This window comes from Streptomyces sp. NPDC042371, from assembly GCF_056437465.1.
On sequence record NZ_JBWKAP010000014.1, the window covers coordinates 46,312 to 67,287 of the forward strand.

Sequence of the window (20,976 nt, forward strand, 5' to 3'; positions counted from 1 at the left end):
GCCGGTCAGCAGTTCATCGCCCCGGTGTTCAGCAGTTCTTGGCCCCGGTGTGCAGCGCGAGAGCCGTGTTCGGGGCGACGGACGCGGTGAACTGTCCCGAGCCGTTCACGCTGACGCTCCTGCCGCTCTGCACGTCGCAGTACGTGCCCGCCGCCAGGGAGGTCTGGAAGGTGCGGTTGACGGCGGACCCTTCGTGGTTGACGACGACGTACGCCTTGTCGCCGCGGCCGAAGGCGATGGTGTTGTTGCCGTTGTCCCACCAGTTGGTGACCGAAGCGCCGCGCGCGGTGTTGCGGAACTTGACCATGCTGCGGATCTCCGGCCAGGCGTGCTGGCACTTCCATCCGTCGCCGTAACAGGCCTTCACCTGGCCGCCGTTGGGCGATCCGGCGTCGGCGTTGCTGAACTCGTAGCCGGACTGGACGTCGGGGGATCCGTACGGCCAGGCCAGCATGAAGACGTGCGCGAGGGTGTAGTTGGCGCCGTCCTTGTAGCTGAGGGTCTGGCCGTGGCGCTCGGTGTCGTGGTTGGCGACGAACACCGAGGACGTGCCGCCCGGCATGTAGCCCCAGCCCTCGCCGAAGTTCTTGAGGTAGGCGAGCTTCTCGTTGTTGAAGACCCGCTTCAGGTCCCAGCCGTAGCGGAACTCCTGGGGATCGCCGGTGGCGGTGTACTCGCTCGGGGAGACGGGCTCTCCGGCCCCGTACAGCGTCTCCTGCTTCCAGTAGACGCCCGGGTTGCTCAGCCGCGACTTGATGTTCTTGAGGTCGTCCACGGGGATGTGCTTGGCCGCGTCGATGCGGAAGCCGTCCACGCCGAGCGAGAGGAGGTCGTTGAGGTACGTGGCGATGCGGCCGCGGACGTAGTTCTCGCCGGTGTCGAGGTCGGCGAGGCCGCCCAGCTCGCAGTGCTGGATGTTCCAGCGGTCCTGGTAGTTGCTGATGTCCGCCTTGCAGTCGTCCATGTCGGCGGACGAGTACGTGCCCGGATAGTCGTACTTGGTGAAGCGGGACCCGGCCGAGCCGGTGCCGGAGGCGTTGGTCATGTGGTTGATCACGGCGTCGGCGACGACCTTCACCCCGGCGGAGTGGCAGGTGTTGACCATGCTCTTGAAGGCGGCGCGGTCGCCGAGCCGGGTGCCGATCTTGTAGCTGACCGGCTGGTACGCGGCCCACCAGGCGTCGCCCTGGATGCGCTCCTGCGGCGGCGACACCTGCACGTACCCGTAGCCGTCCGGGCCGAGCCGGTCCGTACAGGCCTTGGCGACCGACGCGAAGTTCCACTCGAAGAGGACGGCGGTGACGTCCTTGGCGCCGGGCGGGGCGGCCTGCGCCGCGGGCGCTCCGGCGACGACGCTGCCCGCGACACCCGCGATCAGGGCGAGCGCGGTGGCGAAGGGTCTGCGGCTCTTGGTGGTCCGGCCGGTCATGGGGTACCTCCTGCGCGTTGGGGAAACCTTCAGCAAGTGCTTGCAGCAAGTCAGCACAAGTTGTTGCGGGTTGGACCGTATGGCGCCCCCCGCATGGGGTCAACCCTCTGGACACACCCCGGTGGATCCGCGCACGACGAGCTCCGGCTGGAACACGAACTCCGTGCGCTGCACGGGGTTTCCGTCGATCTCTTCGAGCAGGGCACCGACCGCGGCGGTCGCCATCGCCTGCACCGGCTGGCGCACCGTGGTCAGCGGCGGATCGGTGAAGGCGATGAGCTGGGAGTCGTCGAAGCCGACCACGGAGACGTCGTCGGGCACCGCGAGACCGCGCTCCCGCACCGTCCTGACCGCGCCGAGCGCCATCAGGTCACTGCCGCAGACCATCGCCGTGCACCCCAAGTCGAGCAGGGCACCGGCCGCGGCCTGCCCGCCCTCGACGGTGAACAGGGTGCGCTGCACCAGCCGCTCGGCCTCCCCCCGGTCCAGGCCGAGCATGCTGTGCAGCGCCGCCGTGAACCCCTCCGCCTTGCGGAGCGAGGGAACGTACCGCGTCGGGCCGATGGCAAGACCGATCCGCTCGTGCCCGAGGTCGACGAGGTGGCGCACCGCCATGCGCACCGCCGAGCGGTCGTCGGGCGAGACGAAGGAGCCGGGGACGTCCTCGTTGAAGCCGTTGACGAGGACGAAGGGCACGTTGCGGCGGGCCAGTTCGCGGTAGCGCGCGGTGTCGGCCGTCAGGTCGGCGTGCAGCCCCGAAAGGAAGATGATGCCGCTGACCCCGCGGTCCTCCAGTTGCTCGACCAGTTCGTCCTCGGTGGCGCCGCCCGGCATCTGCGTACAGAGCATCGGGGTGTAGCCGTGCCCGGCGAGGACCTGCTCGATGACCTGCGCGAAGGCCGGGAAGATCGGGTTGGTGAGCTCGGGGATGACCAGGCCGACGAGACCGGCGCTGCGCCGCTTCAGCCGGGTGGGGCGCTCGTAGCCGAGGATGTCGAGGGCGGCGAGGACGCGGTGGCGGGTGGCCGCCGCGACCCCTGTCTTGCCGTTGAGCACCCGGCTCGCGGTGGCCTCGCTGACGCCGGCCTGGGCCGCGATGTCCAGGAGCCGCGGGGCGCCCCGGTGGGCGTCCCGCGGCACGGAGGGCAGCGTCACACCGCCCACCAGACCGTGGTGTCGGGGGGCAGCTGCACGGCTCCGTCCGTGACCTCCGCCTCCTCGCTGCCGAGCAGGATCCGGCCGGGAGCCGGGATCTTGACCGTCTCGGCGGTGGTGTTCACGGTGCACACGAAGCCCTCGCGGGCGAAGGCGAGCACTCCGTCGGGCGCGTCCAGCCACCCGATGGCCACGCCCGCGCCGAGCCCCGGCTCCCCGCGGCGCACGGCGAGCGCGCTGCGGTACAGCTCCAGGGTCGAGCCCGGGTCGCCCGTCTGCGCCTGCACGCTCAGGCCGCCCCAACTCGCGGGCTGCGGAAGCCAGCTGCCGCCCGCCCCGAAGCCGTACGACGATCCCTCGGTGGTCCACGGGATGGGCACCCGGCAGCCGTCCCGGAAGCCGTCCTGTCCTTCGGCGCGGATGAACGACGGGTCCTGGCGCACCTCGTCGGGCAGGTCGGTGACGTCGGGCAGACCGAGCTCCTCGCCCTGGTACAGGTACGCGGAGCCGGGCAGCGCCAGCATCAGCAGGGTCGCCGCGCGGGCGCGGCGCAGGCCGAGCTCGCGGTCGCCCGCGGTGCGCAGCTGGGTGCCGAGGCCCGGCGGGTTGGCGAGGCGCGTGGCGTGCCGGGTCACGTCGTGGTTGGAGAGCACCCAGGTGGCGGGGGCGCCCACGGGACGCATCGCGGCCAGCGACACGTCGATGACCTCGCGCAGCTCCGCGGAGTCCCACGAGGTGCCCAGGTACTGGAAGTTGAAGGCCTGGTGCATCTCGTCGGGCCGCACGTAGTGGGCGGAGCGCTCGACGGTGGGCGTCCACGCCTCGGCGACGAGGATGCGCTGGCCCTCGTACTCCTCGAGGACGCGGCGCCAGCTGCGGTAGATCTCGTGCACGCCGTCCTGGTCGAAGAACGGCATGGTGTCGTTGCCGAGCAGCTTGAGCTGGTCGTGGCGGCCGATGTCGGGAAGCCCGGCCTCCTTCACCAGGCCGTGGGCGACGTCGACGCGGAAGCCGTCGACGCCCATGTCGAGCCAGAACCGCAGGATCGAGCGGAACTCGTCCTGGACGGCGGGGTGTTCCCAGTTGAAGTCCGGCTGCTCGGGCGCGAAGAGGTGCAGGTACCACTCGCCGTCGGGCAGCCGGGTCCAGGCGGGGCCGCCGAAGATGGACTCCCAGTCGTTGGGCGGGAGTTCGCCGTTCGCACCCTTGCCGGGGCGGAAGTGGTAGCGCTCCCTGAGCGGGGATCCCGGGCCCTCGCTCAGCGCGCGGCGGAACCAGTCGTGGCGGTCGGAGGAGTGGTTGGGCACCAGGTCCACGATGATGCGCAGGCCGAGCTCGTGGGCGTCGCGGATGACCGCGTCGGCGTCCAGGAGGTTGCCGAAGACGGGGTCGATGGCGCGGTAGTCGGCGACGTCGTATCCGGCGTCGGCCTGCGGCGACGCGTAGAAGGGGCTGAGCCAGACGGCGTCGACGCCGAGGTCCCTGAGGTACGGCAGTCGGCTGCGGATGCCCTCCAGGTCGCCCATGCCGTCGCCGTTGCCGTCGGCGAAGCTGCGCGGATACACCTGGTAGATCACCGCGTCGCGCCACCAGTCCGTGCGCGTCTCGGTGGTGGGGGCGGCAGGGGCAGCGAGATGCTGGGTCATGTCTTCCCTGGGGATCGAGTGTGGTGGGGGCGGCGCCGGACGGTGTCGGTCCGGCGCCGCCGACGTGGCGGTCGCACCGTGCGTCTGGCGGATGCGGCGGGTCGCCTCAGGACTTCGTCGCGCCCGCCGTCAGGCCGGAGACCAGGTGGCGCTGGGCGAAGCCGAAGATCACCGCGGCGGGCACCGCCACGATCACCGCGGACGCCGTCAGCGAACCCCAGTCGCTGGTGTACTGGTTGACGAAGGTCTGCAGGCCGCCGGCGAGCGTGAGGTTCTCCTCGCCGGTCATGAAGGCGGACGCGTAGGCCACCTCGGCCCAGCCGGTGATGAAGCTGTAGAACCCGGTGACGGCAAGGCCCGGCTTGGCGAGCGGCACGATGAGCCGCCAGAAGGTGCCGAACGGGTTGAGTCCGTCCACCCGCCCGGCCTCGTCGATCTCTACCGGGATGGTGTCGAAGTACCCCTTCATCATCCAGGCGCAGAACGGCACGGCGATCGTCAGATAGGTGACGACGAGGCCGACGGGCTGGTTGAGCAGGCCGAGGCTGGCCAGGAGGTTGTACAGCGGCACGATGAGCACCGCGACCGGGAACATCTGGGTGATCAGGAGCAGCCACATCAGCGGCCGCATGCCGGGGAACTTGAAGCGGCTCACCGCGTACCCGGTCGTCGCCGCGATGAAGACGCCGATCACCGTGGTGAGGCCCACCACGATGAGCGAGTTGAGGAGCCAGTTCGGGAACTCGGTGTCGTTCAGGACGTGGTCGTAGTTGCCGAAGGTGAAGTCCTTCACCAGGTCGGTGGAGAAGGCCTCGCTCTCCGGCTTGAACGAGGTGACCAGGAGCCACAGGGGCGGCAGGACCGCGATGGCGCTGGCGAGCAGCAGGGTCAGGTGCAGGGCGACCGAGGCCAGCGGGCCGCGCTCGTCGCGCCCCCTGGGCCTGCGCTTCTTCGCCGGGGTCGGCTCCTTCGCTTCCACGGTGGTCACCACACCTCTCCTTGCTTGCGGAGCGCGCGGCGGTAGGCCACCGCGATGATCGACAGGAGGGCGAGGATGAGGACGCCCCAGGCGGCGGAGCCCGCGAAGTCGCGTGGGCTGACGACGAACGAGAGCCGGTAGGCGTACGTCACCAGGATCTCGGTGGCGTCCCCCGGTCCTCCCCTGGTGAGCAGGAAGATCACCGGGAACATGTTGAAGGTCCAGATGCCGCTGATCAGGATCACCGTGCTGGCCACGGAGCGCAGCCCCGGCAGGGTGATGTGGCGGAAGCGCTGCCAGGCGTTGGCGCCGTCCATCTCGGCCGCCTCGTACAGCTCACCCGGGATGGACTGCAGGCCGCCGAGCATGGCGACCAGCATGAACGGCACCCCGAGCCAGACGTTGACGGTGATCACCGAGAGCTTCGCCCAGGTCGGGTCGTTGAGCCACGGGATCGCGTCGATGCCCCCGCCTTCGAGGATCTTGTTGAGCAGGCCCTTCTTCTCGTTGAAGAGCAGCCGCCAGGTGAAGACGGAGACGAAGGCCGGGACCGCCCACGGCAGGATCAGCGCCATCCGGTAGAAGGTGCGCCCCGCCAGCTTGCGGTTGAGCATCGTGGCGAGCGCGAGACCGAGGACGAAGGACAGCGCGACGCAGGAGACGGTCCACACCACGGTCCAGGTGAGGCGGTCCCAGAAGACGCCGTCGGACAGGATCGACTGGTAGTTGTCGAGGCCGACGGACTCGTACGTGGCGGGGATGTCGTTGACACCGATGTGCCGCTCGACGTTCGCCTCGTTCGCGTTGGTCGTCGACAGATACATGCCGCGCACCAGCGGATAGCCGACGATCACGCCGATCACGATCACCACGGGGGCGACCATGGCCCACGCGTACCAATAAGTGGCGAACGCCCGGCGCAGCCGCCCTGGTTTCTTGCCGGGCCGGGGGCCGCGGCCGCGGATGCCCTTCGCATCCGCGGCCTTCACCACCGGCTGGCCGGTCTCGACAGCCATGGGTCGGTCAGCCCTCCCTCTTACTTGTAGTTCTTGAGGAGCTTGCGGTAGGCGTCACCGATGCCCTTGGCGCCCTTCTCGGGCGAGGACTTGCCGCTGAGCACCTTCTCCAGCTGCAGGCGGATCGGCTCGAAGAGCGCGTTGGCCTCGGGGATCCACGGACGCTGCACGGACTTGGCGACGGCGGGCTTGAAGAACTGCACCATCTGGTTGTCCTTGACGGACTTCACGTCGTAGACGGAGGTGCGGGTCGGCAGCAGGCTGAGCTGCTCGGTGGTCTGCTGCTGCACCTTGGCGGAGCTCATGTACTTGATGAACTCGTACGACGCGTCGAGGTTGCCGGACCCGGCGTACGCGGCGAGGTTCCAGCCGCCCTGCGGGGCGCCCTGGCGCGCGCTGCCCCCCGGGGCCGGGGCGACACCGAGGTTGCCCTTGTCGGCCTTGAACTCCTTGCCCTTCAGGGCGCCCTCGATGGACCACGGGCCGTCGAGCGCCATCGCGACGTCGCCGTCCTTGAAGGCGTTGAGCTGGTTGTTGTAGCCGTCGCTCGCGTCGGTGACCGCCGCCTTGGAGTCGACCAGGTCCTTCATCACCGAGAAGGCCTTGGCGCCCTCGGGCTCGTCGACGGTGACCTTCTTGTTCTTGGTGTCCAGGAGGTCGCCGCCCTCTCCGTAGAGGTACGGGAGGTAGTAGTACGGGTCGTCGCCGCGCAGGTAGAGGCCGGTCTTGCCGGACTTGGAACTGATCTTCTTCGCGGCGGACTTCACCTCGTCGAAGGACTTCGGCACGTCGACCCCGGCGGCCTTGAGCATCTTCTTGTTGTAGAAGAGCGCCAGGGTGTCGATGGTCTGCGGCGCGGCGTACGTCTTGCCCTTGAACTTGGTGCTCGCGGCGGCCTGCGGGAGGTAGTCGTCCGCCTTGTCGAGGGCGACGGTGTCGTCGAGCGGGGCGAGGTAGCCGAGCGAGGCGAAGTCCTGGGTCCAGGCGACCTCGGTGCGCATCACGTCGGGGGCGCCGGAGTTGCCGCCCGCGGCGTTCTTGAACTTGGCGTTGGCCTCGCCGAACGGGACGTTCACATAGTTGACCTTGACGTCCGGGTGCAGCCGCTCGAAGCCCTTGGCGATCTTTTCGTACGCGCCCTTCTCGGCGTCGTTCGAGGTGTCCCAGAAGGTGACGGTGCCGGAGAGCTTGCCGCCCTTGCTGCCGCCGCTGCCTTCGTCGTCGCCCCCGCACGCTGCCGCTGTCATGGCCAGGGCCGCGATCAGCCCGGTGGCCGCTATGCCACGCCGCATGTGAACTCCTTCAACTGATCCCGGAATCACGGGGAGACGAAGAGGTGCCTCCTGCTGGCCGCTCTGGACGGCGGCGCCGGGTTGCCAGGAACGTAACAGCGTTGGAATGTCGCCGAAAGACCTTGCGGTAAATTTCTGCAAGGACTGGCGATCGTTATTTCTGCGTGTCCTTACCGTGGCCCGGCTCGCGCTTGACAGCGCCGCGGGGCGCCTGGCAAGGGCGCGGGGCCGGGAAAGCGGCGCCCTGGAGCGACGGAGGCGACTGCAAGACTCTTGCAAGACAGGTCTTTCCGCAAGCTTTCACAAGCTTTCGCAGGCGGTGGGCAATCATCCCGATGACAGGTACAGTCCAGTGCCATGACCGCACGGCTTGTCGACATCGCAGCCCACGCGGGGGTCAGCGAAGCCACCGTGAGCCGCGTCCTCAACGGCAAGCCCGGAGTGGCCGTCGGCACCCGTGAGGCGGTCCTCGCCGCCCTCGACGTACTCGGGTACGAGCGCCCGGTGCGGCTCCGCCGACGCAGCGCGGGGCTCATCGGCCTCATCACGCCGGAGCTGGACAACCCGATCTTTCCCGCGTTCGCCCAGGTCATCGCGCAGGCCCTGACCCGCCAGGGCTATACGCCGGTGCTCGCGACGCAGACGCCGGGCGGCTCCACCGAGGACGAGCTCACCGAGATGCTCGTGGACCGCGGGGTCAGCGGCATCATCTTCGTGTCGGGCCTGCACGCCGACACCACCGCCGACATGGAGCGGTACGAGGTGCTGCGCGCCCAGGGCGTCCCCTATGTACTCGTCAACGGCTTCTCGCCGGACGTGGCGGCCCCCTTCGTCTCCACCGACGACCGTGCCGCCGTGCGCCTGGCCGTCACCCATCTGACGTCGCTCGGCCACACCCGCATCGGACTCGCGGTCGGCCCCAAGCGGTTCGTCCCCGTGGTGCGCAAGATCGAGGGCTTCCGGCTCGGGCTGCTCGAACGCCTCGGCCTGGACGACGAGGCGTCGGCGGAGCTGGTCCAGCACTCCCTCTACACCCTGGAGGGCGGCCAGGCCGCGGCCACCACCCTCATCAACCGCGGCTGCACCGCCGTCGTGTGCGCCAGCGACATGATGGCGCTCGGCGCCATCCGGGCCGCCCGCGACCTGGGCCTGAGCGTGCCGCGGGACATCTCGGTGGTCGGCTTCGACGACTCGCCGCTCATCGCGTTCACCGATCCGCCGCTGACCACGATCCGCCAGCCCGTCCAGGCCATGGGCCAGGCGGCGGTCCGCGCGCTGCTCGAGGAGATCGGCGGGACGCCCGCGCCGCACGGCGAGTTCGTCTTCATGCCGGAGCTGGTGGTGCGGGGCTCCACGGGGTCCGGGCGCAAGGCCTAGGCAGTCGGTCCCCCCAGGTGACTCCCCCGCGCCTCACGCGGCGACGAGCCGCTGCCACCACGAGCGGTTGTGCCGGTACCAGCGGGCCGTCTCGGCGAGCGCCGCGTCGAAGTCGGTGCTCGGCCGGTACCCCAGCTCGGTGCTGATCTTGGTGTGGTCCACGGCGTACCTGCGGTCGTGCCCCTTGCGGTCCGCGACGTGCGTGATGCGCCCGGCGTCGGCGCCGCACAGGGCGAGCAGCCGCTCGGTCAGCTCCAGGTTGGTCAGGGAGGTGCCGCCCCCGATGTTGTAGATCTCCCCCGCCCGCCCCCGGGTGCGTACGAGTTCGATTCCGTGGATGTGGTCCTCCAGGTGCAGCCAGTCCCGCACCTGCAGCCCGTCGCCGTAGACCGGCACGTTCTCCCCGTTCAGGAGGGCGGTCAGGAAGCGCGGGATGAGCTTCTCCGGGTGCTGGTGCGGGCCGAAGTTGTTGGAGCAGCGGGTGACGCGGACGTCCAGGCCGTGGGTGCGGTGCTGGGCCAGGGCGATGAGGTCGGCGGCGGCCTTCGACGCCGCGTACGGGGAGTTGGGCCGCAGTTGGTCCTCCTCCGCGGCCGCGCCCCGCGCGATCGATCCGTACACCTCGTCGGTGGAGACGTGGACGAAGGTCGTCACGCCGTGCCGGAGCGCGGCGTCCAGCAGGGTCTGGGTGCCGAGCACGTTGGTGCGGGTGAAGGCGGAGCCGTCGGCGATCGAGCGGTCGACGTGCGACTCGGCGGCGAAGTGCACCACCTGGCCGTGGTCCGCGGCCAGTTCGCCGACCAGCCCGGCGTCGCAGACGTCGCCGCGCACGAAGGTGAATCCGGGGTGGGAGCGGACCGCGTCGAGGCGGCCGGGGCTGCCCGCGTAGGTGAGCTTGTCGAGGACGGTCACTTCGGTGCCGGGCGGCCCCGCGGGGCCGAGGAGCGAGCGGACGTACGCGGAGCCGATGAAGCCTGCGCCGCCGGTGACGAGTATGCGGCGGCCCGGCGGGTCGAAGGGGGTCATGAGGTCAATTGCACCTTGCTGTGGTCGCCGATGACGAGTCGGTGGGCCTGGGGCAGCCGCGGGGCCGGGGCCACGACGGCGCCGCGGCCGATGAGCGAGGACTCGATGCGGGAGGCGCCCTCCACGTCCGCGCCGCGCAACAGGACGGAGTGGGCGATGGCGCTGTCCTCGATCCGGCAGTCCTCGGCGATGGCGGTGTACGGGCCGATGCTGGAGTTGCTGATGACGGTGCCCGCGCCGATCACCGCGGGGCCGACGATGCGGGAGCCGCGCACGACGGCGCCCTCGGCGAGCCGGACCCGGCCCACCACGGTGCTGTCCGGGTCGACCTTGCCGTCGACGCGGCCCTCGATGCCGTCGAGGACCTGGCGGTTGACCTCCAGGAGGTCGTCGACGCTGCCGGTGTCGCGCCAGGGGCGGGTGGTGGTCTCGGCGCGCACCCGCAGCCCCCGGTCGAGCATCCACTGCACGGCGTCGGTGATCTCCAGCTCGCCGCGCACGGAGGGGCTGATCGCCCTGACCGCTTCGTGGACGTCAGGGCCGAAGGCGTACACGCCGATCAGGGCGAGGTCGCTGCGCGGCCGCTCCGGCTTCTCCTCCAGGCGCACCACGTCGCCCCCGGCGTCGAGTTCGGCGACGCCGAACGCCGTCGGGTCGGCGACCGGTGTGAGCAGGAGGCGGGCGGCCCCGGGGTGGGCCGCGGCGCGCTCGGCGAACCCGGTGAGCCCGTCCTGGAGGTAGTTGTCGCCGAGGTAGAGCAGGAAGTCGTCGTCGCCGAGGAACTCCCGTGCGATGAGCACCGCGTGGGCCAGGCCGAGCGGCCGCTCCTGGTGGAGGTAGCTGACGCGCAGGCCGAAGGCGCTACCGTCGCCGACGGCCCGGCGGACCTCGTCGCCGCGTCGGCCGACGACGATCCCGGTCTCCCTGATGCCTGCCGCGGCGATGGCCTCGAGGCCGTAGAAGAGCACGGGTTTGTTGGCGATGGGCAGCAGTTGCTTGGCGCCCGTGTCGGTGAAGGGGCGCAGCCTGCTGCCCGTCCCGCCGGCCAGCACCAGGGCCTTCAAGGAAACCGCCCGCGGGGTGGGGCGGCCTGGGGATGCGTTCTCACGGGTCCCTCCTCGCTTGCGAGGCCACGCGGGCCTCGGAGTTGAAGCGGCGGCGCCTCGACGGCGGTGCCGCGACGGCGGTCTCCCGACGGCGGCACTTCGACTCAAGCAGAGCCGGACACGCCACCGCAAGAGCACGCTGAAAGTTTCAGCAATCTCTTGCCAATCTTGGTACGGCTTTGTTTGACTCGGTGCGCATCGCCGGTCCCACCGATCAACTTCGGTGCCGACCCGAGCAGTTCACCGGCACCACGCACATCGACTGGGGGCAGCAGTGACAGGTCACCGGCAGCGCGCACGGCTCGACCGGGAAGCCAGGCACCTTGCGCCCGGCGCCTCGGAGGAGACCGCCGCCGGAGAGCGCGTGTTCGCCGAGGGGGCGGGCGCGCTCCTCACCGACCTCGACGGCAACCAGTACCTGGACTTCGCGGCCGGGACTCTCACGCAGTCGCTGGGCCACTGCCACCCGGAGGTCGTCGGGGCGCTCACCGAGCAGGCCGGGCGGCTGTGGAACGTGCACGACGCCGCGACACCCGAACGGGCCGGACTGCTCGAACTGCTCGCGCGGCTGCTGCCCGACCACCTCGACACCTACGCGCTCTTCTCCACCGGCGCCGAAGCCGTCGAGGCGGCCCTGCGCGTGGTGCAGGCGACCGCCCCCGCCGGGCGCAACCGGATCGGGGCGCTGCGCCACGGCTTCCACGGCAAGACGATGGGCGCCCGGATGCTGGTCCACTGGGACATCGGCCACCAGGCCTTCGCCGGAAACAGCGTCCTCGGATACGCACCCAACTGCTACCGCTGCCCACTGGAGTTGACCTATCCGAGCTGCGGGGTGCGATGCGCCTCGCTCGTGCGCAAGCACATCGCCGAGAAGCCGAACGTCGCCGCGCTGGTCTTCGAACCGGTGCAGGGCGCGGCGGGCGTCGTCGTCCCGCCACCGGGCTACTGGGAGCAGATCGCCGAGGCCTGCCGCGCGAACGGCGTGCTGCTCGTCGCCGACGAGGTGCTGACCGGCGGCGGCCGCACCGGCGCCTTCCTCGCCTGCGACCGCGTCGGCGTCGAACCGGACCTGGTGATCCTCTCCAAGGGCATGGCGAACGGCTTCCCCTTCGCGGTGCTCGCCGGGCGCGCGGAACTGCTGCGCTCCCCCGAGGCCGCCACGGCAGGGTCGTACGCGTCGACGTACGCGAGCAATCCCCTGGGAATCGCCGCGGCGCACGCGACGCTCGGTGTCATCGAACGCGACGGACTGACCGAACGGTCCCGCAGACTTGGCCAGTTGCTCGGCGACCGGCTCGCGGCCCTGCACTCCCGCTACGAGCAGCTCGGTGACGTACGGGGACTGGGGCTCCTGTACGGCCTGGAGTTCGTCACCGACCGGGAGAGCCGCACGCCCGCGCCGAAGCTCGCCCGCGCGGTCCACTCCGCAGCACTCGACCTGGGCCTGCGGACGGCCTTCGGCGGCCACATCATCCGCCTCGCCCCGCCGTTCACGCTCGAAGAGGCACAACTGGACGACGGCGTGGCGCTGTTGGAGCTGGCCATCGAGCGAGCCGTCAAGCAGGTGGTGGCGTGATCGTCGCGGAGAACCTCACCAAGGAGTTCCGCATCGCCGAACGCAGACCCGGCCTGCTCGGCAGTCTCGCCACGCTCTTCACCCGCGAGTACCGCACCGTGCGCGCAGTGGACGGCGTCTCCTTCGAGATTCCCGCCGGGTCGAAGACCGCGTACATCGGCGCCAACGGAGCCGGAAAGTCCACCACGATCAAGATGCTGACCGGCATCATGACGCCGACGTCGGGGCGCTGCCTGGTCGGCGGCATCGAGCCCTACCGCAAGCGGCGGCAGAACGCCCGCTCCATCGGCGTCGTCTTCGGGCAGCGCAGCCAGCTGTGGTGGGACCTTTCGGTGCCCGACTCGTTCCGCATCCTGCGCCGCGTCTACGACATCCCCGAGCCGGTCTACCGCCGCAACCTCGCGCTCTACCGCGAACTGCTCGACATCGACGCTCTCGGCACCACCCCCGTGCGGCAGCTGAGCCTGGGCCAGCGGATGCGCGCGGAGATCGCGGCGAGCCTCCTGCACGACCCGGCCGTCGTCTTCTGGGACGAGCCGACCATCGGCCTCGACATGGTCCTCAAGTCGGCGGTGCGCGACCTGGTCAACCGCGCGCACCGCGAACTCGGCACGACCGTCGTGCTCACCAGCCACGACATCGCCGACATCGCCGCGATCTGCGACAGCGCCCTGGTCGTCGACCACGGCCGGGTCGTCCACCAGGGCTCCATCCAGGACCTGCTGCGCACGGCAGAGGACCGCTCGGTCACCTTCGACCACCGGGGCGGCCCGGCGCCGCGCGAGGCCATGGACCGCATCGAACGTGGCCTGCCCGGGGCGCGGGCGGCGGTCGAGGACGGCGGACGGATCCGCGTCGACTACCCGGCGGGCCTCTTCGCCTCGCGCCAGGTGCTCGCCTTCCTCCTCGACCACTTCGACCTCGTGGACTGCTACGCCCCGGAGCCCGACCTGGAGGAGGTGCTGCGGCAGATCTACGGCCGGGCACCCGCGCCTTCGCCCGTCAGCATCGACGGCGGCGGCCCCTCATGAACCTGGACATGAAGACGCGCGTGGGGCGGTACGTCCCCTTCGCCACCGGCGGCCTCCAGTCGCTGCTCCAGTACCGCTCGATGTTCGTCGTCACGGGCGTCACCGCCGCCGCGGGCGCCGCGGTCACCGTCTTCCTGTGGCGTGCCGTGTACGCGGACTCCCCGGGCGGCACGGGTCCCGGCGGTTTCACCACGGCGGGCATCACCACGTATCTGCTGGTCGCCCAGGTGCTGCAGGTCCTGCACGCCAACCGGGTCGACGACGAGGTGGCCGCCGAGGTCTACCGCGGGGACGTCGCCGTGATGCTGGTGCGGCCGGTCAGCTATCCGCTGGTGCGGCTCTTCGCGTGCCTGCCGGTCGTCGCGGCCAACGCCGTCCTGGTCGGTGTGCCGGTGCTGGTGTTCTTCTCGTTCCTGGTGCCGCTGACCGCGCCCCGCCCCGGCGACGCCCTGCTGTTCGCGGTGTCGACGGCGCTGTCGGTGCTCATCGCGTTCTGTGTGAATCTGCTGACCGGCATGACCGGCTTCATCACCACCAACACGTGGGGCGTGCGGATGGTGAAGCAGAGCGTCGTCGCCTTCTTCGCCGGTCAGCTGGTGCCGATCGCGCTGATGCCGGGCCCGCTGGCCGCGGTCGCCCGTGCGCTGCCCTTCAGCGGGATGGTCGACGGTCCGCTCACGCTGCTCCTCGGGAGGTACGAGGGGGTGGGCGGGGCCGTCGCCGTGCTGGCCCAGCAAGTGGGCTGGGCCGTCGGCCTCACCGTGCTGTGCGCGGTGCTGTGGCGGGCCGCGCTCGGGCGCCTGGAGGTGCTCGGCGGATGACGCGCACACGCCTCGGCACAGCCCTCTGGTACGTCAGGCTCTCCTGGTTCCTCGGCGGCGTCGGCCTGCACCGGCTCGCCGCCTACCGCCTCGACTTCGCGCTCGGCGCCGGGGCCTTCCTGGTGCGGGTCGGCATCCAGACCGCGGTGGTGGGCCTGGTCTTCCGGCAGGTGCCCGCGGTGGGCGGCTGGTCCTACCAAGAGGTGCTGTTCCTGCTCGGCTTCTCGCTTCTGCCGCGCGGCCTCGACCACCTCTTCACCGACCAGCTGTGGGAGCTCGGCCGCAAGCTGGTGCAGCGCGGCGAGTTCTATCGCTATCTGATCCGCCCGGTGAATCCGCTCTTCTCGCTGCTGTCCGAGCGCTTCTTCCATCCCGACGCGCTCGGTGAGCTCGTCGTCGGCGCCGTCCTCGTGACGTACGCGGGCACGTCGCTCGACCTTGACCTCACGGCCACGCAGTGGGCGCTCGCCCCGCTGCTCGTGCTCTGCGGGGCGCTGATCCACACGGCGGTGAAGCTGTTCTTCGCGTCGCTCTCGTTCTGGACGGTGACGAGCCTGCCCGCGATGTACGCGGCGAGCCAGGTCTCGGAGTTCGCGGCGTACCCCCTCGACATCTACCACGCGTCGCTGCGTGCGCTGCTGACCTGGGCGCTGCCGTTCGCCTTCACGTCGTACGTCCCGTGCGTCTATCTGCTCTCCGGCGGGACGGGGCTCCTGGGGTGGCTGCCCGTGGTGACGGCCCTGTCGCTGCTGCTGGCCCTCGCCGTGTGGCGGCGCGGCATCAACACGTACGAAATGACAGGGAGTTGAGGCCCGTGATCCGCGACGAGGGGCTGGACGCGCTGCTGCGCACGGCACCGTGGATGTCCGAGGACGGACGCAAGGCCGACCGGTATGCGCGCGTCGACCACGCCGAGCTCGGCTCCGCGGCGCTGCTGCTCGTCGTGGCGGCGGTCGGCGGTCCCGCGTCGGGCAGGCGGTTCTTCGTGCCGGTGGACCTGCGGGGCGGGCGGGAGGGACCGAGGGAGGCCCACGCCATGGACGAGTTCCACACGGCCGCGGTGCTGCGGACGCTGGCGGGCGGGACGCTGCGGACGGCGCAGGGCGGCGCGGTGGAGTTCCGGAGCGCGGGCGGTGCCGCACCCGAGGTGCGGCGGCTCCCCTTCGAGCGGGGCTGGTCGTCCAACGCCCTGTCCCTGATGGAGATCGGCGGCGTGCCGCACATCCACAAGACCTACCGCTGCCTCGACGACGGCGTGCGGGAGCCCGACCTGCTCCGACTGATGAACGGCACGGGACGCACCCCGGAGTGGACGGGAGACTACGCGTACACCGACCCTGCCTCCGGCACCCGCCACCCCCTGGGCGTCGTCTACCGCTACGCGCCCGGCGAGGGCATCGACGTACCGCTGCGGCAGAACCTGCGGTCCCTGTGGCCCGCCCTGTCCCGCCTCCTCAAGGACGCGTCGCCGGAGACGGTGGCGCGGCGCCATCTGCGGCCTCTGGAAGTGCAGTTGCGCGAGGCCGGGCGCTTCCTGCGCGGCTTCCACACCGACCTGGCCGAGCGCCTCGGCGACGGCACGCCGCAGCCCGCCTATCCGGCCGGTGAACGACTCGCGCAGACCGAGGACCGGCTCGCCGAGCTGCACGGCCGCACCACCGCCGACCCTGCGCTGCCCGGCCGGGCCGTGCGGCGGGCGTTCCGCGCCATGGAGGCGGAAGTGGCGTCTCTGCATGCCGAGTTGGGGCGTCCGGGCGCCTCCTGGACGGGCGGACCCTGCCACGGCGATCTGCATCTGTCGCATCTGCTGTGGCGCCCACCGGCCCTGATCGACCTCTCCACCCCGAGCACCGCTCCCACCGCACCGGGCTGGGCCGCGCAGTCGCCGCTGGAGGATGTCGTCGCGCTGCAGCGGGGCCTCGAGTACTTCGCGGCGGACGAGGCCGCGTTCGAGGCGGCCGGTCGACTGGGGGTCGAATCCCTGGAGACGATGCTCGGTTCCCTCGACGGCGCGCCCCACCTGCCCCCGGCCCAACAGGACGAGCTGCGGCAGGTGTTCGCGGTCGCCGACCACTGGCGGGAGCGCGTGCGCGCGCTCCTCCTCGGCCCCGCGTCCGGCGGACCGCTGCGGCGGCTGCTCTATCTGCGCCGACTGCTCCACGAACTCGCCTACAACCACGCGCACACGCGCCCCTACCACGCCGCGATCGACCTGCGCCACGCCCTGCGGCTCGGCGAAGGCGGCAGCGGCGCCCACCGCGAACCCGAGGACGTGAGGCCGTGATGACCCCCGAGACCGGCGTACCGGTCGAGCCCCGCATGCACATCATCGAGACCTACTTCGAGTGCTGCGGATTCGACCACACCTTCTTGCAGGGCGGCACCTCGGTGTACCTGTGGAACCTCTCGCGGGCCTTCGCCGCGCGCGGCCACCGGGTCTCCATCGTCACACCGGCGCACGGCAGGCTGGACGACCTGCGGTCGCGCTACGACGTGGAGGACCTGCCGTACGAGGACACGTACACCCTGCCCCTCGTCCTGGACCCGCAGGTCTGGCGGGGCTTCCCGGCCGAGGCCGCGATCGAGCTGCGCACGACGGCGCACCGCATCCGCCTTGACGGCGTCGACCTGTACTTCCTCTCCAACGACTACCTCGACCGGCTGCCGACCACGTTCTATCCGCCGTACTCCGCCAAGGGCCGTGACCTGGTCTTCTTCAAGCCGCTGGTCTTCCAGGCCGACAGTGTGCGGTTCCTGCGCGGCTGGTTCGGCGAGGAGCGGGCGATCGTGCACGCGCACGAGCCGTACTACCACTATCTGCTGCCTGCCGCGCTGCGCGACGACCCGACGAAACTGGTTGTCAGCACCGTGCAGAGCAATATGCCGATCGCGAAGAAGGTGTACGGGCCGAAGGTCCGGCGGCTCCTCGAACTCCTCGACGCCAAGGTCGAGTTGCCGACTGGGACGGAGGGCGAGGAAGGCGCGTATCCGGCGGCCGTCCTGCAGTACCAGCAGCTCACCCACCTCCACTACACCTACCCGCCCGACCACATCGCGCTCTACGAGCTCACCGCCGAGCACTCCGGCCTGATCGACTTCCTCTCCCCCGGTCAGCTGGACTTCTACGCCTCGTTCCGCGACACCCCGTTCGCCGAGCTCTTCGAGCGCCTCCCGATCGCGGACGTCGTGCGGCGCAACGCGCACAAGATGTTCGTGGGCGGCTGCGCGATCTCCGACGAGTGGCTCGCCAGGGACCCGGCCGACGTCGACCGGGCGGACGTGCTCGGCGGCCTCGGCCTCGATCCCGCCCTGCCGACCTTCTTCCACAACGCGCGCTACGCGGTCCACCACAAGGGACAGGTGGAGCTGGTGCGGGCCGTGGACCGGGTGCTGAGCGAGGGGCTCGCCGCCAACTTCGTGCTGCGCTGCATCGCCGGGGAGGGCATCGACGACCCCTACTTCCACGAGGTCGCGCGACGGCACGCGGGCCGACTGCACCTGGAGTGGGAGCGGGTCGACGAGCGGCGAGTGTTCGCGTACGCGGCCAGCTCCGACTTCTGTCTCTTCCCCTCCAAGTTCGAGATGGACACCTTCCTGATCGCGCAGGGCGAGGCGATGGTGTGCGGCGCCGTGCCGATCGCCACCGACCAGGAGGGCATGGCGCACTTCCGGCATGCCGATGGCCCCGCGACGGGCACCGGATTCGCCGTGAACCGGTCCTTCGCCGAGGACGACGACCTGCTCACCGCGGCGCTCACCGGCCGGATCCGGGAGGCGGTGACGCTGTGGACCGAGGAGCGGGACCGCTACCGGGAGCTGTCGGCCCGTGCTTCCGCCGTCGCACGCGCCTTCACCTGGGAGCGCTGCGCGGACCTGCACCTGGCCGCCTTCGGCCGCCTCTGGCGGGGCGAGCCCGCCGAACCACCGGTCCAACTCGCCCTGCGGCACGGCTGGTTCGAGCAACTGGAGGGTGCGGAGGCGGAAGAGGTCAAGGAGGCGGCGATCGCGCACGGCGCCGTGGACGTCTACGAGCGCCACGCACCCCTGAGCGCAGAGGCCGACGCCGATGCCGCCCGCCGGATCTTCGACACCGCCTGGCTGCGGGCCGACTTCGCCGCCTGCGAGCAGGTCGTCGACCGGGCGCCGGACGGTGTCGTGCGGGCGCAGGAAGTGGACCGGCTGCGCGGTCGCTGCCGCGTGGGCGAGGACGGCCGGATCGTCTACCGGCTCCCGCACGCGGAGCGCGTCGAGCTGGTCACCCCCTCCGAAACCGGCACGGACGGCCGCGCCCTTCCCTCCGTACACCTCCTGGAGCGCACCGCCCCGGGCGAGTTCAGCGGCCCGGCGCCCGACGAGCCCGGGGCCCGGCTGCTCCTGACCCTGTCCTCCGGGCGCGTCACGTGGGACGAGGTGCACCATGGCTGAGCCGGACGTGACGGGAACGGTCCGCACGGTGCTGCTCGCGGGCGGCGAAGGCCGACGCATGGGGCCGCTCGGGACGGGGCGGCTCAAGCCGCTGGTGCCGTACGGTGGGGCCTGCCGCCTCATCGACTTCAGCCTCGCCAACGCGCGGTCCTCGGGCCTCGGCGAGGTGCTGCTCCTCTCCCAGTACGAGGAGCGGCAGCTGATGGACGACCTGCACCGGGTGTGGAACCAGGGGCCGGACTTCCGGGTGCACTTCGGCCCGTACGACACCGCGTACGCCACGGCCGGTGCCGGGCTCCCGGCGGAACTGCCCACCCGTACCTGGCCGTTGGAGCGCGGCACGGCAGACGCACTGATCCGCAAGAGCGGGTACGTCTTCGGGGGCGAGAGCGGCCGTCGCGACCCGGAGCACGTCCTCGTCCTGCACGCCGACCACGTCTACCGCTTCGACTACCGGCCGCTGATCGACGCCCACCGCGCCTCGGGCGCGGCGCTCACCCTGGCGTACCAGCGGATCGACCCGCGCTGGGTGCACCTGTTCGGCATGGTCGAGTTCGATCCGCGGGGGCGGCTCACCGCGTTCGTGGAGAAGCCGGACGTCGCCACCAGCGACCTGGTGTTCGCGGCCTTCTGCGTCTTCGACGCGGCCGTCCTGCACCGGTATCTGGAGTTGCTCGACGGCAGCGGCTGGCAGCACGACATCAGCAGGGACGTGATCCCCGCGATGCTCGCGGCGGGCGAGCACATCCGCGGCCACGAGGTCGCGGGGCACTGGGAGGACATCGGCACCGTCGAGCGCTACCACCGCGCGCACCTCGCCCTCGCCGCCTCTCCCACGGCCGGGCTGCCCGTCGGCCGCATGCCGTGGACCGTGGCTCCGCAGGTGCGGCGCGCCTGGGTGGCGGACCACTTCGGGGTGCGCTCGTCGGTGGTGCCTTCGGACCTGGTCAACGACGGCCGGGTGGAGGACAGCGTGCTCTTTCCCGGCGTGCGCGTCGGCGCGGGCGCCCGGGTGCGGCGCAGCGTGGTGCTGCCCGGCGCCCGCGTCCCCGCGGGCGCCGACATCGACTCGGCGGTCGTCCTGGAGGACGGGCGCATCCAGCAGACGGACATCCGGCAGACGGCATCCGGCGGCCGGAAGACAGAGGGAGTACGCGCATGAGTGAGCCGCAGTACGACGTCCTGGTGGTCGGCGGCGCCGGGGTGGACACCATCGTGCGTGTCGACGCGCTGCGCCTGCCGCCCGGTGACTCGGTGTTCGTGCCGCCCGTGTACGACTACGTGGCGCACACCGGCAACGGGGTCGCGCTCGGCTGGCACGCCCTCGGCCTGTCCACCAAGTTCATCGACTTCCTCGGGGACGACGCGCAGGGCCGCTCGGTCCTCGACGCGTACGCCACCCGCGGCCTGGACTTCAGCCATGTGGTCTCGCCGCACGGCACCCCGCGCGGCGTCAACCTGGTCGACCCGCAGGGCCGCCGCTTCTCCTTCTACGACGGGCGGCACCCCGCGGACCTGCGGCTGCCGCGCGACTTCTACCTGCCGCACCTGGAACGCGCCCGGCACGTCCACCTCTCCATCACCGGCACCAACCGCGACATGTACGACGACATCCGCAGGCTCGGCGTGACCTGTTCGACGGACCTGCACGACTGGGACGGGCGCAACCCGCACCACCGCACGTACGCCCTCGCATCCGACCACGTCTTCCTCAGCGCGGCTGCGATCCACGACCGGCTGGACGAGGTGCTGCACTCGGTCATCGACGACGGCAGGGCACGCATCGTCGTCGCGACGGACGGCGCGGACGGCTGCCACGTCCTGGAGCGCGGCGACACGGAGGTGCGGCACTTCCCGGCGGTGCGTCCTGAGCGGCCCGTGGTCGACAGCAACGGCGCGGGCGACGCCTTCGTCACCGCGTTCCTGCACTCCCTCTTCGAGGGGCGACCGGTGGCGGAGTGCGTGCTTGCCGGGTCCGTTTCCGGGGCCTTCGCCTGCGGGAGCGCGGGCACCCACACCGAGTTCATCGACCTGCCGGGGCTGCGGGGCGCGTGCGCACGCGCGAGCGCCGCGGCCGCAGGCTGAGGGAGCGGC

General features: G+C 71.1%; 16 protein-coding genes and 1 pseudogene. 9 read left to right on the forward strand and 8 right to left on the reverse strand.

Translation table 11 applies throughout. The features are described 5' to 3' along the window. Positions 1-31: 31 nt before the first annotated feature. The 6 genes and pseudogenes from AC068B_RS33630 to AC068B_RS33655 all read right to left on the reverse strand — a co-directional run. Positions 32-1,429, reverse strand: a pseudogene (locus AC068B_RS33630) (alpha-amylase); the annotation flags it as partial. Positions 1,430-1,528: 99 nt separating this feature from the next. Further along, the gene (locus tag AC068B_RS33635) at positions 1,529-2,593 is read right to left on the reverse strand and encodes a LacI family DNA-binding transcriptional regulator (protein WP_478675323.1); all 1,065 of its coding nucleotides are present in this window, start codon (positions 2,591-2,593) and stop codon (positions 1,529-1,531) included. Continuing rightward, complete coding sequence (locus tag AC068B_RS33640) at positions 2,581-4,230, reverse strand: glycoside hydrolase family 13 protein (protein ID WP_478675324.1); 1,650 nt, start codon at positions 4,228-4,230, stop codon at positions 2,581-2,583. Before AC068B_RS33640 ends, AC068B_RS33635 begins: the two co-directional genes overlap by 13 nt. 106 nt (positions 4,231-4,336) lie before the next feature. Then, positions 4,337-5,221: a sugar ABC transporter permease gene (locus AC068B_RS33645; protein WP_478675325.1), complete on the reverse strand. Its 885-nt coding sequence runs from the start codon at positions 5,219-5,221 to the stop codon at positions 4,337-4,339. Further along, entirely contained in the window at positions 5,215-6,225 is a 1,011-nt protein-coding gene (locus AC068B_RS33650; protein ID WP_478675326.1) for a carbohydrate ABC transporter permease, read from the reverse strand. The genes AC068B_RS33645 and AC068B_RS33650 overlap by 7 nt, the downstream gene beginning before the upstream one ends. A 20-nt stretch (positions 6,226-6,245) precedes the next feature. After that, complete coding sequence (locus tag AC068B_RS33655; RefSeq protein WP_478675327.1) at positions 6,246-7,517, reverse strand: extracellular solute-binding protein; 1,272 nt, start codon at positions 7,515-7,517, stop codon at positions 6,246-6,248. A 357-nt stretch (positions 7,518-7,874) separates the two neighbouring features. Here AC068B_RS33655 and AC068B_RS33660 point away from each other — a divergent pair, with 357 nt between their 5' ends. Further along, the gene (locus tag AC068B_RS33660; RefSeq protein WP_359356821.1) at positions 7,875-8,894 is read left to right on the forward strand and encodes a LacI family DNA-binding transcriptional regulator; all 1,020 of its coding nucleotides are present in this window, start codon (positions 7,875-7,877) and stop codon (positions 8,892-8,894) included. A gap of 33 nt (positions 8,895-8,927) precedes the next feature. On the opposite strand, the gene rfbB is transcribed toward AC068B_RS33660, so the two are convergent. Continuing rightward, on the reverse strand, positions 8,928-9,920 hold the full coding sequence (gene rfbB / locus AC068B_RS33665) for a dTDP-glucose 4,6-dehydratase (RefSeq protein ID WP_478675328.1): 993 nt from the start codon (positions 9,918-9,920) through the stop codon (positions 8,928-8,930). After that, positions 9,917-10,984, reverse strand: coding sequence for a glucose-1-phosphate thymidylyltransferase (locus tag AC068B_RS33670; RefSeq protein ID WP_478675329.1), 1,068 nt, complete (start codon positions 10,982-10,984; stop codon positions 9,917-9,919). Before AC068B_RS33670 ends, rfbB begins: the two co-directional genes overlap by 4 nt. A 316-nt stretch (positions 10,985-11,300) precedes the next feature. On the opposite strand from AC068B_RS33670, the gene AC068B_RS33675 reads away from it, so the two are divergent. Genes AC068B_RS33675 through AC068B_RS33710 form a run of 8 tightly spaced genes read left to right on the forward strand, consistent with a single transcriptional unit; the run spans position 11,301 to position 20,967 of the window. Then, positions 11,301-12,605, forward strand: coding sequence for an aspartate aminotransferase family protein (locus AC068B_RS33675; RefSeq protein WP_478675330.1), 1,305 nt, complete (start codon positions 11,301-11,303; stop codon positions 12,603-12,605). Continuing rightward, positions 12,602-13,636, forward strand: a complete 1,035-nt coding sequence (locus AC068B_RS33680; RefSeq protein ID WP_478675331.1) for an ABC transporter ATP-binding protein — start codon at positions 12,602-12,604, stop codon at positions 13,634-13,636. The genes AC068B_RS33675 and AC068B_RS33680 overlap by 4 nt, the downstream gene beginning before the upstream one ends. Before the next feature lie 8 nt (positions 13,637-13,644). After that, on the forward strand, positions 13,645-14,457 hold the full coding sequence (locus AC068B_RS33685; protein ID WP_478675332.1) for an ABC transporter permease: 813 nt from the start codon (positions 13,645-13,647) through the stop codon (positions 14,455-14,457). Then, positions 14,454-15,266, forward strand: a complete 813-nt coding sequence (locus tag AC068B_RS33690) for an ABC transporter permease (protein WP_478675333.1) — start codon at positions 14,454-14,456, stop codon at positions 15,264-15,266. The genes AC068B_RS33685 and AC068B_RS33690 overlap by 4 nt, the downstream gene beginning before the upstream one ends. A gap of 5 nt (positions 15,267-15,271) precedes the next feature. Then, on the forward strand, positions 15,272-16,741 hold the full coding sequence (locus tag AC068B_RS33695) for a hypothetical protein (RefSeq protein ID WP_478675334.1): 1,470 nt from the start codon (positions 15,272-15,274) through the stop codon (positions 16,739-16,741). Beyond that, complete coding sequence (locus AC068B_RS33700; protein WP_478675335.1) at positions 16,741-18,882, forward strand: glycosyltransferase; 2,142 nt, start codon at positions 16,741-16,743, stop codon at positions 18,880-18,882. Before AC068B_RS33695 ends, AC068B_RS33700 begins: the two co-directional genes overlap by 1 nt. Beyond that, positions 18,875-20,044 (forward strand): sugar phosphate nucleotidyltransferase, encoded by a 1,170-nt coding sequence (locus AC068B_RS33705; protein ID WP_478675336.1) that lies wholly within the window; start codon positions 18,875-18,877, stop codon positions 20,042-20,044. Before AC068B_RS33700 ends, AC068B_RS33705 begins: the two co-directional genes overlap by 8 nt. Next, entirely contained in the window at positions 20,041-20,967 is a 927-nt protein-coding gene (locus AC068B_RS33710; RefSeq protein WP_478675337.1) for a carbohydrate kinase family protein, read from the forward strand. Before AC068B_RS33705 ends, AC068B_RS33710 begins: the two co-directional genes overlap by 4 nt. The last annotated feature ends 9 nt before the right edge of the window (positions 20,968-20,976 follow it).